This window comes from Carnobacterium divergens DSM 20623 (genome assembly GCF_000744255.1).
Lineage (GTDB): Bacteria > Bacillota > Bacilli > Lactobacillales > Carnobacteriaceae > Carnobacterium > Carnobacterium divergens.
Window position 1 is genome coordinate 2,540,605 of the sequence record NZ_JQLO01000001.1, and the last position, 22,651, is coordinate 2,563,255.

General features: G+C 36.0%; 24 protein-coding genes and 1 pseudogene. 19 read left to right on the forward strand and 6 right to left on the reverse strand.

Annotated elements, in window-relative coordinates; genetic code table 11:
• Positions 1 to 2 precede the first annotated feature (2 nt).
• Genes BR52_RS12070 through BR52_RS12080 form a run of 3 tightly spaced genes read left to right on the forward strand, consistent with a single transcriptional unit; the run spans position 3 to position 2,081 of the window.
• Positions 3 to 365 carry a DUF3958 family protein gene (locus BR52_RS12070; protein WP_034573178.1) on the forward strand — a complete coding sequence of 121 codons (363 nt, stop codon included), beginning with the start codon at positions 3 to 5 and terminating at the stop codon, positions 363 to 365.
• Complete coding sequence (locus tag BR52_RS12075; protein WP_034573180.1) at positions 355 to 1,680, forward strand: T7SS effector LXG polymorphic toxin; 1,326 nt, start codon at positions 355 to 357, stop codon at positions 1,678 to 1,680. The genes BR52_RS12070 and BR52_RS12075 overlap by 11 nt, the downstream gene beginning before the upstream one ends.
• Positions 1,681 to 1,691: 11 nt before the next feature.
• On the forward strand, positions 1,692 to 2,081 hold the full coding sequence (locus BR52_RS12080; RefSeq protein WP_034573182.1) for a DUF4325 domain-containing protein: 390 nt from the start codon (positions 1,692 to 1,694) through the stop codon (positions 2,079 to 2,081).
• A 334-nt stretch (positions 2,082 to 2,415) separates the two neighbouring features.
• Here the strand turns inward: BR52_RS12080 and BR52_RS12085 are convergent, their stop codons facing one another.
• Positions 2,416 to 2,823, reverse strand: coding sequence for a PaaI family thioesterase (locus BR52_RS12085; RefSeq protein WP_311918569.1), 408 nt, complete (start codon positions 2,821 to 2,823; stop codon positions 2,416 to 2,418).
• 129 nt (positions 2,824 to 2,952) lie between these two features.
• Here BR52_RS12085 and menB point away from each other — a divergent pair, with 129 nt between their 5' ends.
• Positions 2,953 to 3,771, forward strand: a complete 819-nt coding sequence (menB, locus tag BR52_RS12090) for a 1,4-dihydroxy-2-naphthoyl-CoA synthase (RefSeq protein WP_034573186.1) — start codon at positions 2,953 to 2,955, stop codon at positions 3,769 to 3,771.
• 87 nt (positions 3,772 to 3,858) lie between these two features.
• Positions 3,859 to 5,295 (forward strand): o-succinylbenzoate--CoA ligase, encoded by a 1,437-nt coding sequence (locus BR52_RS12095; protein WP_034573188.1) that lies wholly within the window; start codon positions 3,859 to 3,861, stop codon positions 5,293 to 5,295.
• A 103-nt stretch (positions 5,296 to 5,398) separates the two neighbouring features.
• Here BR52_RS12095 and BR52_RS12100 read toward each other — a convergent pair whose 3' ends face one another.
• A complete protein-coding gene (locus tag BR52_RS12100) occupies positions 5,399 to 5,983 on the reverse strand; it encodes a DEAD/DEAH box helicase family protein (protein WP_034573190.1) in 585 nt (194 codons plus the stop codon).
• Between the two features lie 243 nt (positions 5,984 to 6,226).
• Between BR52_RS12100 and BR52_RS12105 the strand changes: the two genes are divergently transcribed.
• The 11 genes from BR52_RS12105 to BR52_RS12155 all read left to right on the forward strand — a co-directional run bounded on the left by BR52_RS12105 (position 6,227) and on the right by BR52_RS12155 (position 16,591).
• Entirely contained in the window at positions 6,227 to 6,904 is a 678-nt protein-coding gene (locus BR52_RS12105) for a TIGR00266 family protein (protein ID WP_034573192.1), read from the forward strand.
• 180 nt (positions 6,905 to 7,084) lie between these two features.
• Positions 7,085 to 9,109 (forward strand): methionine--tRNA ligase, encoded by a 2,025-nt coding sequence (gene metG, locus BR52_RS12110; protein WP_034573194.1) that lies wholly within the window; start codon positions 7,085 to 7,087, stop codon positions 9,107 to 9,109.
• 72 nt (positions 9,110 to 9,181) lie between these two features.
• Positions 9,182 to 9,949, forward strand: a complete 768-nt coding sequence (locus tag BR52_RS12115) for a TatD family hydrolase (protein ID WP_034573196.1) — start codon at positions 9,182 to 9,184, stop codon at positions 9,947 to 9,949.
• Positions 9,950 to 10,516 (forward strand): ribonuclease M5, encoded by a 567-nt coding sequence (gene rnmV, locus BR52_RS12120; RefSeq protein WP_034573198.1) that lies wholly within the window; start codon positions 9,950 to 9,952, stop codon positions 10,514 to 10,516.
• A complete protein-coding gene (gene rsmA / locus BR52_RS12125) occupies positions 10,503 to 11,405 on the forward strand; it encodes a 16S rRNA (adenine(1518)-N(6)/adenine(1519)-N(6))-dimethyltransferase RsmA (protein ID WP_034573200.1) in 903 nt (300 codons plus the stop codon). Before rnmV ends, rsmA begins: the two co-directional genes overlap by 14 nt.
• Positions 11,406 to 11,601: 196 nt before the next feature.
• On the forward strand, positions 11,602 to 11,859 hold the full coding sequence (locus BR52_RS12130; protein ID WP_034573202.1) for a Veg family protein: 258 nt from the start codon (positions 11,602 to 11,604) through the stop codon (positions 11,857 to 11,859).
• A gap of 135 nt (positions 11,860 to 11,994) precedes the next feature.
• Positions 11,995 to 12,846 carry a 4-(cytidine 5'-diphospho)-2-C-methyl-D-erythritol kinase gene (ispE, locus tag BR52_RS12135; RefSeq protein WP_034573204.1) on the forward strand — a complete coding sequence of 284 codons (852 nt, stop codon included), beginning with the start codon at positions 11,995 to 11,997 and terminating at the stop codon, positions 12,844 to 12,846.
• Between the two features lie 40 nt (positions 12,847 to 12,886).
• Positions 12,887 to 13,888, forward strand: coding sequence for an alpha/beta hydrolase (locus BR52_RS12140; RefSeq protein ID WP_034573205.1), 1,002 nt, complete (start codon positions 12,887 to 12,889; stop codon positions 13,886 to 13,888).
• A gap of 211 nt (positions 13,889 to 14,099) precedes the next feature.
• Positions 14,100 to 15,047, forward strand: coding sequence for a metal ABC transporter substrate-binding protein (locus BR52_RS12145; protein ID WP_034573207.1), 948 nt, complete (start codon positions 14,100 to 14,102; stop codon positions 15,045 to 15,047).
• A gap of 57 nt (positions 15,048 to 15,104) precedes the next feature.
• The gene (locus BR52_RS12150) at positions 15,105 to 15,812 is read left to right on the forward strand and encodes a metal ABC transporter ATP-binding protein (RefSeq protein ID WP_034573209.1); all 708 of its coding nucleotides are present in this window, start codon (positions 15,105 to 15,107) and stop codon (positions 15,810 to 15,812) included.
• Entirely contained in the window at positions 15,758 to 16,591 is an 834-nt protein-coding gene (locus BR52_RS12155) for a metal ABC transporter permease (RefSeq protein ID WP_034573211.1), read from the forward strand. Before BR52_RS12150 ends, BR52_RS12155 begins: the two co-directional genes overlap by 55 nt.
• 27 nt (positions 16,592 to 16,618) lie before the next feature.
• On the opposite strand, the pseudogene BR52_RS12810 reads toward BR52_RS12155, so the two are convergent.
• The 3 genes and pseudogenes from BR52_RS12810 to BR52_RS12165 form a co-directional block, all read right to left on the reverse strand.
• A pseudogene (locus BR52_RS12810) lies at positions 16,619 to 16,777 on the reverse strand (IS3-like element ISLmo1 family transposase); the annotation flags it as partial.
• 36 nt (positions 16,778 to 16,813) lie between these two features.
• Complete coding sequence (locus BR52_RS12160; RefSeq protein WP_034573213.1) at positions 16,814 to 17,092, reverse strand: helix-turn-helix domain-containing protein; 279 nt, start codon at positions 17,090 to 17,092, stop codon at positions 16,814 to 16,816.
• A 98-nt stretch (positions 17,093 to 17,190) separates the two neighbouring features.
• Complete coding sequence (locus tag BR52_RS12165; protein ID WP_034573215.1) at positions 17,191 to 18,204, reverse strand: leucine-rich repeat domain-containing protein; 1,014 nt, start codon at positions 18,202 to 18,204, stop codon at positions 17,191 to 17,193.
• 293 nt (positions 18,205 to 18,497) lie between these two features.
• On the opposite strand from BR52_RS12165, the gene purR reads away from it, so the two are divergent.
• Positions 18,498 to 19,313, forward strand: a complete 816-nt coding sequence (gene purR, locus BR52_RS12170) for a pur operon repressor (protein ID WP_034573954.1) — start codon at positions 18,498 to 18,500, stop codon at positions 19,311 to 19,313.
• A gap of 355 nt (positions 19,314 to 19,668) precedes the next feature.
• Here purR and BR52_RS12175 read toward each other — a convergent pair whose 3' ends face one another.
• Positions 19,669 to 20,178 (reverse strand): cupin domain-containing protein, encoded by a 510-nt coding sequence (locus BR52_RS12175; RefSeq protein ID WP_034573217.1) that lies wholly within the window; start codon positions 20,176 to 20,178, stop codon positions 19,669 to 19,671.
• Between the two features lie 173 nt (positions 20,179 to 20,351).
• On the opposite strand from BR52_RS12175, the gene BR52_RS12180 reads away from it, so the two are divergent.
• Together BR52_RS12180 and BR52_RS12185 are read left to right on the forward strand one after the other, a co-directional pair.
• On the forward strand, positions 20,352 to 21,137 hold the full coding sequence (locus BR52_RS12180) for a DUF4430 domain-containing protein (RefSeq protein ID WP_034573220.1): 786 nt from the start codon (positions 20,352 to 20,354) through the stop codon (positions 21,135 to 21,137).
• 19 nt (positions 21,138 to 21,156) lie between these two features.
• Complete coding sequence (locus tag BR52_RS12185; protein WP_051915725.1) at positions 21,157 to 22,584, forward strand: LysM peptidoglycan-binding domain-containing protein; 1,428 nt, start codon at positions 21,157 to 21,159, stop codon at positions 22,582 to 22,584.
• Positions 22,585 to 22,651: the final 67 nt, after the last annotated feature.

Here is a 22,651-nt window from a genome sequence, read left to right on the forward strand (position 1 = left end):
GATTGGAGCAACAACCAACTATTGAAGGGCTACAAGAACAATTAAAGGTTGTAACGGAAGATCGCTACCAGGCAGAAACGTCTCTCCATGAGCTGGAACGAAATACAGAAGACGTCCAGTCTATTTTTCAAAAGATCCAACAGCTTTTTAATGAACTGCGTGAGACCTGGCAAGAGGGCGAAATGAGTGCCCAAATCGCAGACTTACAACAAGAAACGGTGTATCAGCAACAAGGATATCTCTATGAAAGCGAAGAGGATTACGAGAAGTTACAAAAGAAAAAACATGCTCTTATGGCTAAAGAAGATGAACTCTATTATCAAAAATTGAATCTGAGCCGAGAGGAGCAAACACATGAGCATTAATCTGTTTGTCGGCGAAGTGAACACACAAACGAAGGCCATTAAAAGCTACTGCAACAGCGTGATTAGTGGCATGACACACGTCCAAACGGCTTTAAGTAAAATCATCTTAGAACCTTCCCTGAAGGGAAATACATATGATTCTGCGAAAGCTTATTTCCAAACGGCTTATCTCCCAGCAACACGAGGCTTTATTCTAGTTTGCGAAACAGCAATTCGTGCCAATCAGCAGTTTATCAGCGACTACAAATCCAACGTGGACGCCAATAGCCTACAAGAAGACGTTTTAATTTCTCAAATTTCACGCTTAGATTCCATGTCTAGCGCCTTAGATTCGATTGCGATTCCAAAGGTTTTCACTCAAAATATTGTTGATAATTTACAGAGTGCTAAAGAAAAAACAGCGAAAAAATTAGATAAATTGAGAGAATTCAATCACACATCTGTTTCTATTTTTGATGACTTAGAACAACAGTTACAGAACCTAGAAACGGGTGTTACAATGATTGCGGAAGGAAAAGCCTGGAATGGGACTACAGGAACCTTTTCGACAACTGGGTTAAACATGGAATGGGCGCAAGCAATTGATCAAGCTTGGGAGGAACGTCTGAAAGAACAAGCTAAAAAAGATAAACCGAAGAAGAAAAAAGAAAAAATTCCCTGGTGGGAAAAAACAATGACTGGAGCACTAGACTTTTTACAAGGTGCTGGAATTGCAGTTGTTGAAATTAATACTGGAGAAAAAGCCAAAAAAGTAAATCAAAAGTTTCAAAACAATCAAAATTATCACTATGGAAAGCTATTTGGAACAGGATTAACAGGAATTCAATCACTTACTGAAATGTATCAAGGCGCTAATATGGCGATTAAAGGTCTTCAAGGAATAGCTGGAGCAACTGTTATGAGTGGTGGAGCTCTTGCACCTGGAGCAGGAGCAGTTGCTGGAGCGGGTGCCACAGTTGGAGCTGGAGCACTAGCGCACGGTGGGCTTGTGTACAGTAACACGATTCAGAATGGCATAGATAATATTCAGCAAATGCAGGTATCTGATGACATTAATAATGCAATTAAAGATGGTGTACCTGCAAAAAAACATAAGGTAATAAGTGATCAAAAGAAATTAGAAGGTACAGGTGAACCTAATTCTTCTTCTGATTTATTAAATGAAGATGGTAGTGTCAAACAAAGACGCTGGTATGGTAAAGATGGTAAAGCCCTTGAAGATATTGATTATAACCATACGGACGATGGAACGCATACTTTTCCTCACAGACACAAATGGGATTGGTCTAAAATTCCGCCAAGACTAAAAGACTAAGGAGCAAAATAATGAACTCAATTCATGATAATGAAATTCTTTCTTACGAAGTAAACCTACGAAATAAAAAAATTATATTAAATACTCTTACATCAAATACTGAAAAAAAAGTGAAAGTTAGCTTTACTGATGTGTATGCTCATAGTTTTGAAGATGAACTCTTTGGAAGTATAATTCTTGATATTGAAAAATCTACACTGACTAAATTTATAGAATCAAATAGTGAGTTATTAGATCAAAGAAAAAATTACTTATGGCCTACGATTTATGAAACAACTAATGAATTACTTCAAAAATTAGAATCTGAAAATATTTCATACTATATTATTTATTCATCGTATGGATTGAGTGGCTGGGTATTATCTAAAGATTTGACTATCACTAATGTTACTCAAGAATGATTCTTTATAAGATACAAATGCTAGTATATTGTTATTTTACTAGCATTTTATTCATTTATTTTCACAAGAAAAATCTGCCTGTAAAAGCTGATTTCTAAACGTTCTTAAACTAAATCAATTACTTTTCATAATCTTTCGTTGGGAAACGGTTGGGGGACGGGGACCTTGGGTTAATGGGGATTATGTAAAGCACCTCCCAAAGAAGGTGCTTTTTTATTTTACGACTAGCTAGATAGTTTGTAGAACAACACTAAAACTACATTCATTCTCAAAATTATTTTATCTAAAACAAAGGAACGCCTTCTAACTGAATTTAATCCCCATTAAAATTTTTTTAGCCAAGTCTTTGAATCATCAACGTACAGCGCCCAACGCTAATTTTCTTACCTGTATCGGTAGAAACAACCGCTTGCCACACATGAGTTTGCTTTCCAGTATGAATCGGTGTAGCGGTCACAATCAAGTGTCCTTTTTGGAAACTAGCCAAATGATTGAGGTTAAGCTCCAGCCCCACCGCGACTTCTTGAGTAGTATCTAAATAAGTATTTGCACCAATACTTGCAGCCGTTTCAATTAAAATACCAGATATGCCACCATGCATGAGACCAAATGGCTGTTGGTGCTGTTCTGTAATTTCGAGAGTCAATTGAACTTCTTCTTGATTCGCCCTTTTAGTGACGATACCTAATGCTGTTAATAAATTCATGGTGAGTCTCCTTTTGTAAAAATGATTTGTCTTCATTATAATCAATTTTACGAAATTAAACGAATGAAAATCTAAAAAAACAATCATTTATCGTGTTTTTTCGTCAATAATCAGTTAAACTAGATAGGAAGATGTTATTAAAGGAAAAGGAAGTGTCACCAAATTATGGTAGAAAATTGGAAGACAATTAAAGAATATAGCGAAATATTATTCGAAAAAACAGATCATATTGCAAAAATCACAATCAATCGTCCACAAGTGCATAATGCATTTACCCCAAAAACAGTTTCTGAAATGATTGACGCCTTTACAATCAGTCGTGAAGATTCTGATATCGGTGTGATTATTTTAACAGGCGCAGGCGACAATGCCTTTTGTTCAGGCGGCGATCAAAGTGTTCGTGGAAATGGTGGCTACGTTGGCGAAGATGAAATTCCACGTCTAAATGTATTAGACCTACAACGCTTAATTCGTATTATTCCAAAACCAGTGGTTGCAATGGTTAAAGGCTGGTCAATCGGTGGTGGGAATGTTTTACAACTTGTTTGTGACTTAACAATTGCTGGAGACAACGCTAAGTTTGGACAAACAGGACCTAACGTTGGAAGTTTTGATGCAGGGTACGGTTCTGGCTATTTAGCACGCGTGATTGGACATAAAAAAGCGAAAGAAGTCTGGTTTATGTGCCGTCAATACACAGCAGACGAAGCATTGGAAATGGGCTGGATCAACACCGTTGTACCTGTTGCAGAAGTTGAAAAAGAAACAATGGCATGGGCAAGAGAAATGTTGAAGAAGAGCCCAACGGCTTTACGTTTCATTAAAGCAGCAATGAATGCTGATACAGATGGACTAGCAGGAATTCAACAATTAGCAGGAGATGCTACTTTGTTATATTATACTTCTGATGAAGCAAAAGAAGGTAAAAATTCATTCCTAGAAAAACGTGATCCTGATTTTGATCAATTCCCTAAATTCCCATAAATCGATTATTAGATAATAAAATAGGAAGCTGTTAGAAGATTCGAGTTGAATTTCTAACAGTTTTCTTTTTTGAAAGGAGAAACAATGATGGAAAATTGGTTAACAAAACGAGTCTTATTATCCCCACATAAACCAGCCCTTGTTTTTGATAATAAGACGCTGACTTTTGGTGAACTACAAAAAGACGTTTTGCAAACAGCGGCTAAATTAAAAACATTAGGTATTGAAGAAATGACAAAGGTCGCTATTTTAGGTAAAAATAACGCTACCTTCTATGTCTTAATCTTAGCTTTACAACAATTAGGCGCAACAATTATTTTTTTAAATAACAGATTAACTACCCGTGAACTTAGTTATCAAATAGAAGATGCAAAGTGCCAATTGATATTGTACGATTCAACTTACTCCGCTAAAACTAAAGATTTTCCAAAAGAACAAACCTATTCTTTTGGTCAAATTGAAACACTAACGCCAATGGATTTTCAACCAGTTTTAACTTTTGATTTAAATCAAGTAACGACAATTATGTACACCTCTGGTACAACAGGACGACCAAAAGGTGTTCAGCAAACATTTAACAATCATTGGTGGAGTGCAGTTGGATCAGCTTTAAATTTAGGGTTGTCAGACAAAGACAGTTGGTTGTGTGCAGTTCCCTTGTTTCATATCAGCGGATTTTCAATTATGATGAGAAGCTTGATTTACGGCATGCCAGTCTACTTAATGGAGCATTTTGAGGCACCAACAATCAACCATTATTTAAAAAATGGCGAATGTACAATTATTTCTGTTGTGTCCGTCATGTTAAAACGGTTAGTGGCAGATTTAGAAGAGGCACATTATCATCCTGATTTTAGATGCATGTTATTAGGAGGAGGCCCCATTGATCCCCAAACACTCGAAACATGTGTCAAAAAAGAAATTCCAGTTATCCAATCGTACGGTATGACAGAAACAGCTTCTCAAGTCGTCGCGTTAAACAGCCAAGTGGCGACAGCGAAAATCGGTTCATCAGGTTTGCCACTTTTTCCAGTAGAATTGAAAATTAGTAAAGAGGGTGCTGAAATTTGTGCCCCTTATGAAAAAGGCGAAATTTACTTAAAAGCGCCCAATATCACAATAGGTTATTTAAACCAACCAGAATTCCCCTTAGATTCATGGTTTAAAACAGGGGATATCGGTTATTTAGATGATGAAGGCTATCTTTTTGTAGTAGATCGGTTAAAGGACTTGATTATTTCAGGTGGCGAAAATATTTACCCTAGTGAAATCGAGCATTGTTTATTGGAACATCCAGCAATCAAAGAAGTCGTTGTGGTAGGGGAAGAAGATCAAATATGGGATCAAATTCCAGTTGCCTATCTTGTTTTTGAAAAAGATCAACTCGTTGATTTCACAAAAATTCAAGAGTTTTGTCAGGAAAAGCTCGCTTCCTATAAACTGCCAAAAAAATATTATGAACTATCAGAATTACCTCGCAATGCTGCGGGAAAAATAATGCGTCATCAATTGATAAAGAAGTAAGTTTAATAAAAGTGACAAGCGAAAAAAATGAGCAATAAAAAAAGTTCCCAAGCCATTCCATTAAAGTATCGGAATAGCTTGGGAATTTGTATTTATTTAACAGTTACTTTAATTGGAAATAAGCCACAATCTGAGAGGCTGTTTCTGTAGGGGAAAGAAAAGTATTATCTAATTTAAGAGAGTGTACATTGGGAAACAATTCATTCCACTCATTTTCATTGCTTACCATCCGATGTTCCTTCATATCCGTTAGCAACTCATTTTTCGAAAATTCAAGATTCCTTTTCGAAGGTTTTTCAAGAAGACGTTCTTCATGAACATTGCGTTTTAACCGCTCGTCTAAATCAGTAGTTAATTCAACAAAATAAACCGACTCCCCTTCATTTAAAAAGAGCGAGCTAATTTCGGTTAGAAAATCAATATCATCTGGTTGGTCAAATTGGATTAACACAGTAAAAATAATAGAATTTGTAGCATTGTTCCCTTTGTTTTTTACAAATGCTTTAAAAAGGTCTTTTCGTACATTAGAAGATAAAGCAAACGTATCGTCGGTATAACCTAAATAAGTAGCAAATAAATCAATCGTTTGATGATTGAATAATAATTTTGCCTCAATTTGTTTTTCTAATTCTTTCCCAACAGTCATTTTCCCGACAGCTTGAGCACCGATTAATACGATTAAAGACATCCGTATCCCTTCTTTCTCGTAAGTATATAGAAGAGATTATAACATAAAAATCAGTAACAAAAGTTTCTACAGAGCATTTTATTGAATATAATCATTTCTTTATAAAATTGTCAAGAGTTGTTCATCAAAGCAGTAGGTAGGATTTATTTTTAGAATAATTCATGTGATTTTAATGGAGTGCAATGTTATAATAAGATCTGTTATCAGGTAGGGAAATACATAGATAAAAGGAGAGAATTAAAAATGAAATACAGTATTGAAGGCGATACATTACCAGTCGTTATTTGTGAATTAGAGCAAGGAGAAGTTATGATAAGTGAAAATGGCGACCGTAGTTGGATGTTAGGGGATATTGTGACAGAAACAACAACAGGCGGTGGAGCAAAAAAAATGCTAGGCAGAATGTTTTCAGGAGAAAGTATGTTTTTAAGTCGCTATAAAGCGAACTCTGCAGGAAAGATAGCATTTGCTTCTTCCTTTCCAGGAAGTATTGTAGCAAAAGAATTAGGTGCTGGAGAAAGTATTGTTGCTCAGAAATCGGCTTTTCTTGCAGCAACAGAGGGCGTTGAATTAAGTGTGTTTTTCCAGAAAAAAGTATCATCAGGTTTATTTGGTGGCGAAGGTTTTGTTATGCAGAAAATTACAGGACCAGGAACGGTCTTTTTAGAAATTGATGGAAGCGCGATTGGCTATGACCTTTCTCCAGGAGAGCGTCTGGTTTGTGATACAGGATTAGTTGCGATGATGGATGAAAGCTGTTCATTAGATACTCAAACGGTTAAAGGAATCAAAAACATGGTTTTCGGTGGCGAAGGTCTATTTGACACAGTTGTCACTGGACCTGGACATGTGGTATTGCAAACAACAACAGTGGGGAGTTTTGCTGCAATGCTACATCCATTTATGCCTGTAAAAAAATAAATAAGAGTCAAAAAGTTGAGCTTATCTTTAAAGGATAGGCTTAACTTTTTTTCTATTTAAAAGCTTAATTCTAAAGGTTTCTTACAACTTATCCCCCTAAGTCAATGGAATTTATGTTATACTATCCAAGAATAGGAATTTTGACGAAAAATTTAAAAATCAATCAAGGAGGCACTTTACGTGACTGAAAAAAAACCTTTTTATATTACAACACCTATCTACTATCCAAGTGGTAAATTGCATATTGGAAACTCCTACACAACCATTGCTTGTGACGTGATGGCACGCTATAAAAGAATGCAGGACTTCGATGTCTTTTATTTAACAGGCAGCGACGAACATGGTCAAAAAATTGAAAACAAAGCTGCAGAATTAGGAATCACACCACAACAATACGTGGACGATATGGCAGCAGATATGAAAAAAACATGGGAATTATTAGAAATTACCAACGATAAATTTATTCGTACAACCGATCCCGCTCACGAAAAGGCCGTTGCAGATATTTTTGAACGTTTCTTAGCACAAGGAGATATTTACTTAGATGAATATGTAGGTTGGTACTCTGTTTCAGATGAAGAATTCTTCACAGAAACACAACTAGCTGAAGTGTATCGTGACGCTGATGGCAATGTAATCGGCGGAAAAGCGCCTAGTGGCCATGAAGTTGAACTGGTTAAAGAAGAGTCTTATTTCTTTAAAATGAGCAAATACGCTGATCGTTTATTAGCTTACTACGAAGCACATCCTGATTTTATCCAACCAGAATCACGCAAAAATGAAATGATCAACAACTTCATTAAGCCAGGTTTAGAAGACTTAGCTGTTTCACGTACAACTTTTTCATGGGGCGTAAAAGTACCAAGTAATCCAAAACACGTTATTTACGTTTGGATTGACGCATTGGCAAATTACATCACTGCACTAGGATACGGCAGCGAAGACACAGAACTATTTGACAAATACTGGCCAGCTGATGTGCATATGGTTGGGAAAGAAATCGTTCGCTTCCATACAATCTATTGGCCAATTATGCTGATGGCACTAGAATTGCCATTACCAAAGAAAATTTTCGGACATGGCTGGTTGCTAATGAAAGATGGCAAAATGTCTAAATCCAAAGGAAACGTTGTTTATCCAGATATGTTAGTAGAACACTTTGGGTTAGATGCCTTACGTTATTATTTAATGCGTGAAGTGTCATTTGGTAGCGATGGCGTATTTACTCCAGAAGATTTCGTTTCTCGCGTGAACTATGACTTAGCTAACGACTTAGGCAACCTATTAAACCGAACAGTTGCAATGATTAATAAATATTGTGGTGGAAATGTTCCAACTTATCAAGGTGACGTGACAGCATTCGATGCATCCCTAAAAGCATTATCTGAAGAAGTGGTAACAAATTACCAAAAAGAAATGGACAATATGCAATTTAGTACAGCATTGAGCGAAGTATGGCGTTTAATTTCTCGTGCCAATAAATACATCGACGAAACTGAACCATGGAAATTAGTAAAAGACGAAACAAAACAAGCAGACTTAAATAGCGTCATGGTTCATTTAGCAGAGAGCCTACGTGTTGCTGCAACGTTATTACAACCCTTCCTAACTCACGCACCAAAAGAAATCTTCACTCAATTAGGAGTGACTGGGGACGTGGCAGGCAGTTTTGAAATGGTTCAATTTGGTTCATTCCCAGTAGGAATTGAAGTTGTTGCCAAGGGAACACCAATTTTCCCTCGCTTAGATTTAGAAGAAGAAGTAGCCTACATTAAAGAGCAAATGTCAGGAAAAACTGCAACTGATCAAGACGAAGCGGAGGAAGATGAAAACATGTGGAATCCAGAAAATACAGAGTTAATTTCAGCAAAAGACAAAGAAATCAAATACGAAGACTTTGATAAAGTTGAACTAAAAGTCGCAGAAGTAATTGACTGTCGTAAAGTTGAAGGTGCTGACAAGCTATTAAAATTCCGCCTAGATGCTGGCGATAAGGATCACCGTCAAATTCTTTCAGGAGTTGCAGAATGGTATCCAAATCCAGAAGAATTAATTGGGAAAAAAGTTGTAATTGTAGCCAACCTAAAACCACGTAAAATGCGTGGCGAAATCAGCCAAGGAATGATTCTTTCAGCTGAAAAAGATGGGAAATTACAAGTGATTGAAGCCCCATTAGAAGCAGAAAACGGTTCAGAAGTAGCCTAAAAAAAGAAGCGCCCTGCTAATCATCTTAGCGGGGTGTTTCTCTAAAATTAACTAAAAGGAGAGAATATAAAAATGTTATTTGACACGCATACTCACCTAAATGATGAAGCTTTTAGTGGCGAAGAAGCAGAAGCAGTAGAACGAGCAATTGCTCATGATGTGAAGCGCATGGCAATTGTCGGCTTTGATGAAAAAACAATTGAAAAATCATTAGAATTGAGTCGTGATTTTTCAGAAATTTACAGTATCATTGGCTGGCATCCTACAGAAGCTTATCTATATAATGATAAAGTTGAAGAAAAATTAATTCAACAATTGCAATTGCCAAAAGTAGTTGCAATGGGTGAAATGGGCTTAGATTACCATTGGGATACTTCCCCTAAACAAACTCAAAAAGATGTCTTTAGAAGACAAATGCAAATTGCAAAAGAACTTAAATTACCAATCAGCATTCATATGCGTGATGCAATTGAAGATACGTACCAAATTTTAAAAGAAGAGCATGTTGAAGATATCGGCGGAATTATGCACAGCTTTAGTGGCGACACCTTATGGATGGAGCGATTCCTAGATTTAGGAATGCACATTTCCTTAAGCGGCGTTGTAACCTTTAAAAAAGCCGTAGAAGTTCATGAGGTGGCTAAAGCTGTTCCATTCGATAAGTTACTAGTGGAAACAGATGCTCCTTACTTAACTCCCGTTCCATATAGAGGAAAACGTAACGAACCTGCATATGTGAAATACGTTGCAGAAGAAATTGCCAAATTACGTAATATCTCTTATGAGGAAGTGGCGCAACAAACGACAACGAATGCCAATCGCTTGTTTAGGTTAAATTAGATGAAAAAAATTAAAGAAATTATCGTTGTTGAAGGAAGAGACGATACAAGACGTATTCAAGAGTCTTTGGAAGCTGATACAATTGAAACTAGAGGTTCCGCAATTAATGATGAAATTCTTGAAATGATAGCTAAGGCGCAAGCTACTAGAGGGGTAATTGTCTTTACAGATCCAGATTTCCCAGGTGAAAAAATCAGAAAAATCATTTCTCGAAACGTCCCCGGTGTCAAACATGCTTTTTTAAAAGTGGAAGATGCAAAACCCAAAGGCAAAGGTAGTTTAGGGATTGAGCACGCATCACCAGCAGCTATTTGCGAAGCTCTTTCAAAAGTGTATACAGAAACGGTTGAGAAAGAATCACTGATACCAAGAGAACTCTTGATTGATGCAGGACTATTAGCAGGAACTTCTTCTAAAAAACGCCGAGAAAAATTAGGAGAACATTTAAATATCGGTTATACTAATGGAAAACAATTGGAAAAAAGGTTGCAAATGTTTCAAATTACACCAACAGAAGTAATCAAAGCCATGAAACAAATTTTGGAGGAAGAAAATGACCCAACGTAAAGATATCGCAACGCCTATTAGAACAAAAGAAATTTTAGAGAAACATGGTTTCTCTTTAAAGAAAAGTTTAGGTCAGAATTTTATCATTGATCCTAATATTTTAGTGAATATTGTCGCTGCCGCAGGTTTGACAAAAGAGGTCAATGTTGTGGAAGTAGGACCAGGAATTGGGGCTTTAACAGAGCATTTAGCAAGAGCAAGTAAAGAAGTCGTTGCCTTTGAAATTGACGATCGTTTACTGCCTGTTTTAGCGGACACATTGAGTCCTTATCACAATATATCGATTATCCACAGTGATGTGTTAAAAGCGAATTTAAAGGAAGTTCTAGCAACAAAAATTGATTTGGAAGAACCTTTGATGGTTGTTGCAAACTTGCCTTATTATATTACGACACCAATTATTATGTATTTCTTAGAATCAGAAGTACGAATTGATGCCCTAGTGATTATGATGCAAAAAGAAGTAGCAGAGCGTATTACAGCACGACCAGGAACAAAGGCATACGGCTCCTTGTCAATTGCCATTCAATATTACATGGAAGCAGAGATTGCTTTTATCGTTCCTAAAACAGTTTTTGTTCCGCAACCAAATGTGGACTCAGCTATTATCAAATTAACAAGAAGAGCAACACCCAGTGTTAAAGTTAAGGATGAAACCATCTTTTTCCAAGTTATCAAAGCAGCCTTTGTCCAACGTCGTAAAACATTATGGAATAACTTATTGACTCGCTATGGAAAAACAGATGAGATTAAAGAAAAACTAATAAAAGCGTTAGAAGTTGCAGAAATTGATCCAAAACGACGTGGTGAAACACTTGATTTAGCCGAATTTGGTCGTTTGTCAGATGCAATTGGAGAGTATGTATGGAATGAAGTGACAGAAGATTGAAAAGTATACCTTTTCAATCTTTTTTTTATAGATAATCATGAAGAAAAAAATAAATATAAAAAAATTAAAACAGCTAGAAAGCCTATTATACCGCAATTAAAATGAGAAATTTATTAGTTGCTATCATGGTTGTCATATGGTATACTTGTAAAATTTATTATTTTATGGTATACTTAAAACCAGTGAGGTGAATCTAATGCCAATTACGTTAGCAAGTATCAAAAAGAACTTGGATTGTCAGTTAGGTAGAAAGATTATGTTAACCGCTCAGACGGGACGCAAAAGAAAGACCGAACGAAAGGGAATTTTACGTGAAACGTATCCCTCTGTTTTTGTTGTAGATCTAGATCAAGATGAAAATGCATTTGAACGTGTATCATACAGCTATACGGATGTATTGACTCAATCAGTTGAGATTCAATTTTTTAATGAAGAAAGTTGCGAGTATGCTTAAATAGTATCACCACGAGCTGATGAGGCTCGTTTTTTTTATCCATTTTTTTGAAGAACAGTCAATCCCCTTTTCAAATCAGTATTTTTAAGCTACTATATTTGAAGATACTAAATAGGAAAAGGTACTGGTGAAGAGATGGAAATCATAGAAAAAGCTCCAGCAAAATTAAATTTGACCCTAGACGCCTTGTATAAACGAGAGGACGGGTACCATGAATTAGAAATGGTCATGACTACAGTAGATCTAGCGGATCATATTACGTTAAAAAACTTACCAGAAGACGAAATTATCATTCGCACAACAAGTGGCGTGTTGCCTCTAGATAAACGAAATCATGCTTTTCAAGCAGCCAAATTGATGAAAGAAACGTTCCAAATCAAAAAAGGTGTAGAGATTACTATTGAAAAGAAAATTCCTATTGCAGCCGGTTTAGCTGGTGGAAGTAGTGATGCCGCAGCGACTTTAAGAGGATTGAATCGATTATGGGAACTGAATTTAAGCCTAGATGAACTAGCGGATTTAGGCGCAAAAGTAGGTTCTGATGTACCGTTTTGCGTATACGGAGGAACTGCCTTTGTAACAGGACGTGGAGACCAAATTCAACACATAGGTACGATGCCTCAATGCTGGGTCGTATTAGTTAAACCAAGAGTCGGTGTTTCTACAGGGACGGTCTTTAGCGCATTGTCTTTTGAAGAGTTGGTTCACCCGAATACAAACGAAATGATTGCCGCCATTCAAAACGAAGACTATCAAGAAATGATTCAAAATGTTGGAAATGTTTTGGAACACATTACGATTGCACGCCACCCAGATATCGAACGTATCAAATACAAAATGTTAAAATTTGGTGCAGATGCAGCTTTAATGAGTGGCAGTGGACCAACTGTATTTGCCTTGTGTGAAAAATACTCAAGAGCCCAAAGAGTTTACAATGGATTAAAAGGATTCTGTAAAGAAGTTTATTTAGTTAGAACACTTAAATAGCATAAAGAACGAAGAACAAAGTTAAACGAGGTGAAATAAAATGGAAAAGAGAAAGCGCCGGATTGGCTACGTGGCACCATTTTTAATAGGTGTCCTAATGGCTCCAGCTATTATCACGAGATTAACACCCGTCCCTGTTTCAAAATTATTAAGAAAACGTTTTGAACGACCAAAAGAATTTACTCCTCGAAACCATGAAGAAATCCAAGCTAAAACAACCTCAGTCAAGGATATTGATTACCGCTCAACGTTGGCAAATGGAAAGATGGATGTGATTATGCCTAAAGATTCACTTGGAAAAGCTCCTTTAATTATTTGGGTTCATGGTGGAGCTTACGTTGGCGGGGATAAAAGAGATATTACGAGCTATGCAGAAAGTATTGCGAGCTATGGCTATGTGGTTGCTAACATCAATTATGCATTAGCACCTGAGCAAATTTATCCAGGCCCATTAGTTCAGTTAACTGAAAGCTACCTTTATTTAAAGGAGCACGCAGAAGAATTTGGAATTGATTTGGATCAAGTGCTTTTTGCAGGCGATTCAGCAGGAGCACAGATTGTTGCACAATTTTTAGCAATCCAGACTAATCCAATTTTAGCGGAATTAGTCGCAATTCAAGCCGTCGTACCAAAAGAAAGTATCAAAGGCGGTCTACTATTTTGCGGACCCTTCAATATTGAAAAATTAGGAACAGAAAGTAAATCAAGGTTAATGAATATCTTGATGAATCAAGTTGCATGGGCGTATGTAGGAGAAAAAAACTGGTTAAAAGATGAGCGCTTAAAACAAGTGGCATTAGATTTACACATTACAAAAGAATATCCGCCAGTTTTTGTAACAGATGGCAATACAAATTCTTTTGAGCACCACGCGCATGAATTTATTGAACAATTAAAGGCAAAACAGATTGAAGTGGAAAGCATTTTCTTTGATCGAAAAGAAGCAAAAACAGAGCATGAATATCAATTTCTTTTAAATACAGAGCCAGCCAAAATAACTTTCAATAAAATGATGGAATTTATTGAAAAACACGTATCTTAATAGTAATGGGAAGAAATCATGTTTATCTAATTGACTTAGGTGAACATGATTTTTTTATTTTGTTTCATTTTTTACTTGACCAATGTTTCAGATAATGATAAGCTCTTAATGCGTTGGTAAATAGTAATCATTACGATTTGAATAGAATCGTTTAATTTCGTCATCGCACTGAACATAGAACATAATAAAGCACTTATATAGGAGGATTTACATGAAAAATAAAAAAATAATGGGATTCAGTATTTTATTGCTTAGCATCTTATTTGTTGTAGCGGGGTGTGGCAATAAACAAGAAACAGCAAAAACAGATAAACTACAAGTAGTGACGACATTTTATCCAATGTATGATTTTACAAAAAATGTGGTAGGAGATAATGGCGAGGTTTCTGTTTTAATGAAAGCTGGTACAGAACCACATGATTACGAGCCTAGCGCAAAAGACATCGCCAAAATTGCGGATTCTGATGTTTTTGTTTACAATAGTGAAGAGATGGAAACTTGGGTTGGTAGTGTATTGAAAAATATTGATACGAAAAAGACGGTGGTCATCGATGCAAGTAAAGAAATTAAGTTGCTTGAAGGAAGCCACGAAGAAGAAGACGAAGATCATGATCACGACCACGAAGGTCATAGCCATGCCCATGATCCACATGTTTGGTTAGATCCAGTTTTAGCCAAAGAAGAAGTTAATGCAATTAAAGAAGGTCTCATTCAAGCAGATAAAACAAACAAAGCAAGCTATGAAAAAAATGCCAAAACCTATTCAGATAAATTAGATGCTTTAAATGAAAAATTTGAAGTAGGCTTAAAAGATGCGAAAAATCGTACCTTCGTTACACAACATGCAGCATTTGCTTATTTAGCAGCACGATACGATTTAAAACAAGTTGCTATTTCCGGTATTTCCCCAGACCAAGAGCCAAGTCCTGCTAAATTAGCAGAGTTAAATGATTTTGTGAAGGAAAACAACATTAAAGTAATTTATTTTGAAGAAACGGCTTCTCCTAAAATTGCCAAAACATTAGCTAAAGAGACAGGTGCAACGTTAGCTGTTTTAAGCCCAATTGAAGGCATTACAAAAGAAGATCAAGATCAAGGAATTGATTACATCAAAGTAATGGAAAATAACTTGAAAGCCTTACAAGAAACCATCAAATAAGGTAAACTATAAAGAGCAAAAAGAAACTGAGCGAAGTACAAGAGAGAAGGGACATGTGTGCATTATATAGAAGTAAACGATTTGACTTTTTATTATGATGAAGAGCCAGTCTTAGAAAACATTTCCTTTACTGTTGATCCAGGAGAGTTTGTTATGCTGACAGGAGAAAATGGAGCAGCAAAATCAACTCTGCTTAGAAATATTCTAGGATTGTTAAAGCCGGGAAAGGGAAGTGCAACGATTTCTAAGGTGAATAGCGCTGGTGAAAAACTAAGCATTGGGTATATTCCACAACAAATTGCCTCGTTTAATGCTGGATTTCCTAGTACAGTTTTAGAGTTAGTACGATCAGGCCGCTATCAACAAGGTCGTTGGTTTAAACGCCTGACGCCAGAAGATCATGAACATGTGGAACGGGCCCTCCTATCTGTTGGAATGTGGGATATGCGTCATAAAAAAATTGGTGAGCTATCAGGTGGGCAAAAACAGCGAATTTGTTTGGCTCGAATTTTTGCGACAGATCCAGATTTGTTTGTGTTAGATGAACCAACAACTGGAATGGACGTAGAAGCACGAGGCGAATTTTATAAGCTACTAAAACACAGCAGTCAAGTTCATGGAAAAGGAATTCTGATGGTAACCCATGATCATGATGATATTAAAGAGTACGCCGACCGTCATATTCAGTTGATTCGAAAGGAGGACTCACCATGGAGATGTTTCGCCATGAATTCATGCAGCACGCCTTCCAAGCCTCTTTCTTAATTGCTGTGATTGCGCCATTGTTAGGCCTCTTTCTTGTTTTAAGAAGACAGTCTTTGATGGCAGATACACTTTCGCATATTTCTTTAGCAGGTGTAGCATTAGGAATGTTTTTAAATATCAATCCAACATTCACAACGTTAGTCGTTGTTGTCATTGCGGCGTTGATTATAGAATACGTTCGCAGTATCTATAAAACCTATTCGGAAGTATCCATTGCGGTCTTGATGTCTGCAGGTCTATCGATTGCATTGGTACTTATGAGCTTAGATCAAGGAAGTGGAACAGCAAGTGTACAGCAATACTTGTTTGGTTCAATCGTAACCATTAGTCAAGAGCAAGTATACTTATTAACAGCATTATTTGTTATTGTTGTAGTTCTATTCTTCTTATTTAGAAAGCCAATGTATGTTTTGACCTTTGATGAAGATACGGCTTATACAGCTGGCTTACCAGTTCGTTTAATGTCTCTATTATTCAACGTGATTACTGGTGTAACAATTGCAGTGATTATGCCAATAGCTGGAGCTTTATTGGTTTCTGCTATTATGATTTTGCCAGCAGCTATCGCGATGCGATTAAGTAAAAGCTTTAATTGGGTAATGGTAATGGGAGTCATTGTAGGTCTGGTGGGGATGTTTGGTGGATTAACAACCTCTTATGAATTTGGGACTCCACCTGGGGCTACGATTACCTTAATTTTTATCCTTTTATTTATTATAAGTGGTGGATGTATTGCTATTATTTCAAAACTTCGCTATCGAGAAAGTCGTAAGTCCTAAACTATGTAAAAGAGATACCCTTCAGTGGGAATGAAACGATTCTATTGGTGCGTTATTTGAGGGTGTCCCCTTACGGGACATACTTCGGATAACGTTTTTTTTGCGGGATACTTCAAAAAATTCTTTTGAAGTATAGGTTGAACCTTGATCACTATGCAAAATGGCTCCTTTTGGAAAAGATATCTGTATTTTATTTAATAAACTGCACTATATTTTCAGCTATCATCCTCTTTCTTGAGAAAAATATTTTTTTAATAAGTTTAGCTCTTTCGTTACTTTATCTAATTGTTCAGATACAGGAATATCCTTTTCTAATCGTCGTCCAAAAGAACTTTCTAGACTTATTATCTCACCATTTAGGTACCAATCTTTCCATTTGTAAAGAGTTCCTCTACTAGGAATTTTAAATTCTTCACGAAGTGAAGCTGCGCTTTCACCATTAAGAAATCGATTAATAATTTGAATCTTTAATTCAACAGGATAAAAATTATGTTTTGACATCAGAAAACACCTCCAAATTTATTTTACTAAATTTGAGGTGCTCTTTTATAGTTGTATCTAATTATAGTGGCAGTTCCGTTGAGAAGTGTCTTTTTTTTTTATTTAATTACTTGTTGGATAGTTCCAGAAATAAGATTGTCATTTGATGAAAAGTCTAACGTATTTACTCCTGTTTCGTGCCAAGTTAATTGATTGTTAACAAAATCACCTAAAGCATTCCATTTAAGAACAGGCGCGTCATTTTTTGGAAGGTATAAACTTACATGAGTACCTAGTCCAACTGTTCCTTCAGGTAGGGAAATAGATTGATTTTCAGCAGAAAATAAATCATCGTTATGACTGTCAACTTTAGTCGCTGTCAGTGGTCGGAAATCTACAATATGATTGTCTTTAACGCTTAATCCTTGTAAATCTTGTAAAGGTCTAATAAATTCAAGCGATGAAAGAGCAAGATTATTCATCGAAAGTTTCGTTAGTGCTTTATTTTGGCTAATATAAGTTAATTGAGAAGTAGCATCAAGAGGCAAGTTGTTTAAAAATAAGATATCTAAATCGTACATATTTTTTAGAAAATCTAGGTTAGAAATTGCTGTATTGTTAATACTTAGTGTTTTGAGATGTGTAAAAGCTCCTAAAATGTTGTTGTTATCAGTTAAATGAGGATTGTCTTCAAAGCTCATACCCACCATGTTTTTGGATAGATTTTTTAAAGGCAATAGATCTGTAATGTTCGCTTTACCGACATTTAATTCAGTTAGCTCTGTCAAACCTGCAATAGGTGCTAAATTACCATCAAACTGTTGAACATGATAAAGATAAAGTGTTTTTAAAGAATGAGCATTTTCCAAGCCTTCAAGTGTTTTGATGGCAGATTCTGAAACATTTAAATCAGTTAACTTTTGAATGTTGTCATAAGTGATTTCTTCATCAGGTGTAAGATTTAATTGTTTTTTGATGGCTTCTTTTAAAACGGGGTCTTTAATTTCGACAATCTTATTTTGATTAATTTTCATTGTACTTGCTTGTGTTGACATAGGAGACAATAGGGTTCCAGAAGTTGTAAATAAAATCGCTCCACAGGTTAATAAAATAGCATTTCTTTTCAAGTTCATCAAATTCCTCCAACAAAATAATTTTTAATTACTATTTCATATTACTTTTAGTTTTCGAATAAAACAATAAAACTATCATATATGTAATAAAACAACTCATAAATGCTAGTTCGTTTAAAATGAGTCAAAAAGTATAAAAAGCGAAGGTTGAAATCAAATTTTATGAGAAAATAATAACAAAAACGAACATTTTAACAAAAAACAATAGAAATAACTACCTTTTTTTTGTTTTAAGCCGTATAATAGGAGAAGTGTAAAATTTGGTTTTTAATATTAAGAAAGAGGTGACCATTTTGAAGGTAAAAAGAAGTGAACGACTGATTGATATGACCCGTTACTTATTGGAAAGACCCCATACATTAGTTTCTTTGACATACTTTGCAAATCGCTATGATTCAGCAAAATCTTCTATCAGTGAAGATTTAACAATTGTAAAAAAAACATTTAGAGAACGTGGTACAGGAACGTTAGAAACCGTACCAGGAGCAGCAGGCGGCGTCAAGTTTATTCCTGCTATCCAAGAAGCAGAAGCAGCCGAATTTGTGAAAGAGATGTGTTTACGCTTATCAGAACAAGATCGATTACTACCAGGTGGGTATGTTTATTTATCTGATTTATTAGGTGAACCAGACATCTTGCGTCAAGTTGGAAAAATTATTGCGACGCAATATTTAAATCAGCCAATTGATGCTGTAATGACAGTTGCAACTAAAGGAGTTCCAATTGCTCAAGCTGTTTCAAGCTATTTGAATGTTCCTTTTGTGATTGTACGTCGTGATTCAAAAATTACAGAAGGCTCAACAGTAAGCATCAACTATGTGTCAGGTTCATCTGAACGAGTTGAAAAAATGGAACTATCAAAACGTAGTCTAAAAAGAGGATCTCGCGTTTTAATCGTAGATGACTTTATGAAAGGCGGCGGAACGGTTAACGGGATGAAGAGCTTGATTGAAGAATTTGAAGCAGAACTCGTTGGGATTACTGTTTTTGCTGAATCAACTTTTAGTGGAAATCGTATGATTGAGGATTATTCATCTTTACTATGTGTAGATGAAGTTGATATCCGCGATAAAACGATTCATGTAAGCCCAGGAAACTACTTTAAGTAAAAAAAGCCATCGATTCAAGAAAATTTCTCTTGAATCAATGGCTTTTTTTTGATGAATAGAATAGTAGGAATGACGCCAATTAAGCACGATTATAAACTAAATTTCTATTAAACAAGAAAAAATAAAAAAGTAAAAAAGTAAACTTATTGATATAATTAATCACAGGTGAAAAATCATTTTATGATTCGTCATTAAGTGGATTTTTATCAACAGAGCCTATCAATTAGTCAATAGATAAAAAACATTGATTTAATGAATAAACAAAGCCTTTTTAAAGGGGAGGCTCATGTTTTACTTAAGAATAGGGCGCTGTCAGTTGTAAAAGCACAACAGAAATTTTCTGTTGTGCTTTTTGTTATGCAGATGGTAATTCAAAGTAAGCTAATTTTTTGATAATGCCACTATGATTTGGATAATCTTTTAGGAGCTCTTTTTGAGTAAACAACTCAAAGTCATGATAATCAAAACCAGGAGAGACCATACAACTAACTAAAGAAAAGCCATCTTTTTCTTCAACGCTAGATCCAAAAATGACATTTTTTGGAACAACAGCCTGTAAGACTTCCCCTTTGGAAGGGTCTAGACCTAATTTTATTTCTTCATAACGACCATCAGGATGCAATAAATGAACAGATAATAGCGAACCTGTATGGTAGTACCAAATTTCATCCGATTTTAAACGATGAAAGTGAGAAGGACTTTTAGTATTTAAAAGAAAATAAATACTAGAATAGTGGTGTCTTAGTCGTTGGTCTTCTGTAATGAAGGTCTCTTTCGAGTGGAACATTTCCTTGAAAAATCCACCTTCAGGATGGGGCGTTAATGCTAGTTTTTCTATCCAATCATTTTCAGAACTGAATACCATAATAAAATCCTCCTAAACATAGTTGTATTGATTTCAGTATAGCCTATTTTAAGAAGGGATAAAAGCGGTTAAATAAAGAAGTATTTCAATAAAGAAGCTAAGAACAGTTGTAACCGATTAAAATGGCGATTATAATAAAGAAATGGAGTTTGAAAATGACGAGGAGGAGTGAAATGCAAAAGAAGAAAATTCAATTAATTGTAACAGGAGCATTAGTTTTCTTTACCGTCGGTGGTATTTTTGTGAATGGCAAATATGGCCATATTGCGCCTAAAGTAGAAACAAGTGAAAAAAAGGAACCGTTAAAACATTCAGAGAAAAAAAAGAGTGCTAAAAAAGACTCTGATTCTCAAAAAATAAAAGAAACAACAACTACAGAAAAAGAAGGCACTTCTCTTGATGATAAAAAAACAGCATCTAAAACAGAAAGTAGTGCAATAGCGAATCCAATTCCTGAAGTGAGTCCTGAAACGCAAGTAGCTCGTGATCCTTCTCAAGAATCTAAAAAACAAGAAGAAACAAGCAGCGAATCGACACCAGAAGAACCCCAAAAATCAGATTCTACGAAACCAGTGAAACCTGCGCCAACCCCAGCTCCAGAAGTTGTTGAAAAACCAACCGTTAACCTTTCAATTCGTGGAACAACGGCTAATTCTAGTGCTTACTTGCGCACTTCACAAAAAGTTGAAATAGAGGAAGGCGAAAGCGTGATGTCCGTTTTAACTCGTTTTTGTAAAACAAATGGTATTCAAATTGAAGTAACCTTCGGTGGAAGTTATGTAGCAGGCATTAATAACCTTTACGAAAAGGATAAAGGGCCTGAAAGTGGTTGGTTATACGCAGTCAATGGTTTATTTCCTGGATATGGCGCAAACAGTTACCCTTTAAAAAATGGCGATCAAATTGAGTGGAAATATACAGAAAATCTAGGGCAAGATGTTGGTGCCCCACAAGGATAACTAAAAATGGAGGAACATCATGAAAAATAAAATCATTCAAATCGTGGTAGCAGGGATTTTCCTGTTAAGTATCTCAAGCAATAGTGTTCATGCAGAAAGCAATTCGAATGTTCAGGAAGCTGAAAATCGAGGAGTAGCAAAAATGATGGAAAAGGAAAAAATAGGCGGTGACTGGGAAGCCTTAGCTCGTGCACGTTCCCTGCAACCTGCTAGTCAAGAAATGAGGCAAGCGCGCTACAGTGAGGTAGTGACCTATCTAAATACAGCCAATCGTTTAGCCTCGACAGATTATGCTCGAACATTGATTGGTTTAGTTGCAATCGGCGCTGACCCTACATCTATCCCAGAAGCAACAACTCACAAAAATTTAGTGGCCGAAATGTATCAAAATAAAAATCTTTTAAATGAAGGCATCAATAGCATTATTTATAATCTAATTGCACTTGAAACAAAAAGTTATACCGTACCAGAGGATGCAGCTTTTACATTGGATCAATTAGTCGATAGGCTATGCTCTCTTCAAAAATCAGACGGCGGTTGGGCCCTGTTTGGGACAAAAAGTGATGTAGATATTACGGGAATGGTCATGACGTCATTAGCTAATCATCGGGATAAACCAGCAGTTCAAGAATCAATTAATAACGCTGCTCGTTATTTAGCAGCAGTTCAAGAACCTTCAGGTGGTTATAAATCGGCTGGGTTTTGGGGCGAAGAAAATTCCAATACAATTGCGCAAGCATTAATGGGGTTAACTAGTAATCAAATAAATCCAATGGATCCGCTGTACACGAAAGACGCTACGATGGTTGAAGCATTACTGACTTATCAGTTAGCAGATGGTGGCTTTAAATGGGTTGCAACGGATACTGCCAATAATGGTGCAGCGTTAGAACAAGTTATTTATGCCCTTGCGCAATATCGTTTCTTCCAAGAAGAGAAAGGTTCTATCTATGATTTCGAAAAAAATCCCGTCCCTTTATTAACCCAATCAGAAGCTAAACCAACTCCTGATCCAGAACCAAATCCAATACCAGAGCCAGTAGAAAAGACACCATTACCAATTCCAGAAAGTGGTTATTATACAGTTACTGCAGGAGATACGCTTGCTTTAATTGCAACTCGTTTTGGGTTAGCGATTGAAGACATTCGTAGTTGGAATCGTTTGGAAAATGACGAAGTAATGGTTGGTCAACGATTATCATTAGTTGAGCCAGTGATAGAGTTACCAAAAGAAGAAGAAGCTGTTCAAGTTCAAGTACCTCAAAAAAATGAGAGTGAGCCATTAGCGACTAGTCAACAAAACCAAGAAAAACAGGTGACTACGCAATCTAAATCGGCACTTCCTAAAACAGGTGAAAAGATAACCTGGCAAAATCATGGGTTGAATGTCGGATTATTTTTAATCGGAACAAGTGGAATTGTTTTGAGTAGACGTAAAAAAGCATAGCATAAATTAAACCAGTCGAAATTAGCTTATTAATTTTGGCTGGTTCTTAGTATAGAAAAGAGGTGAA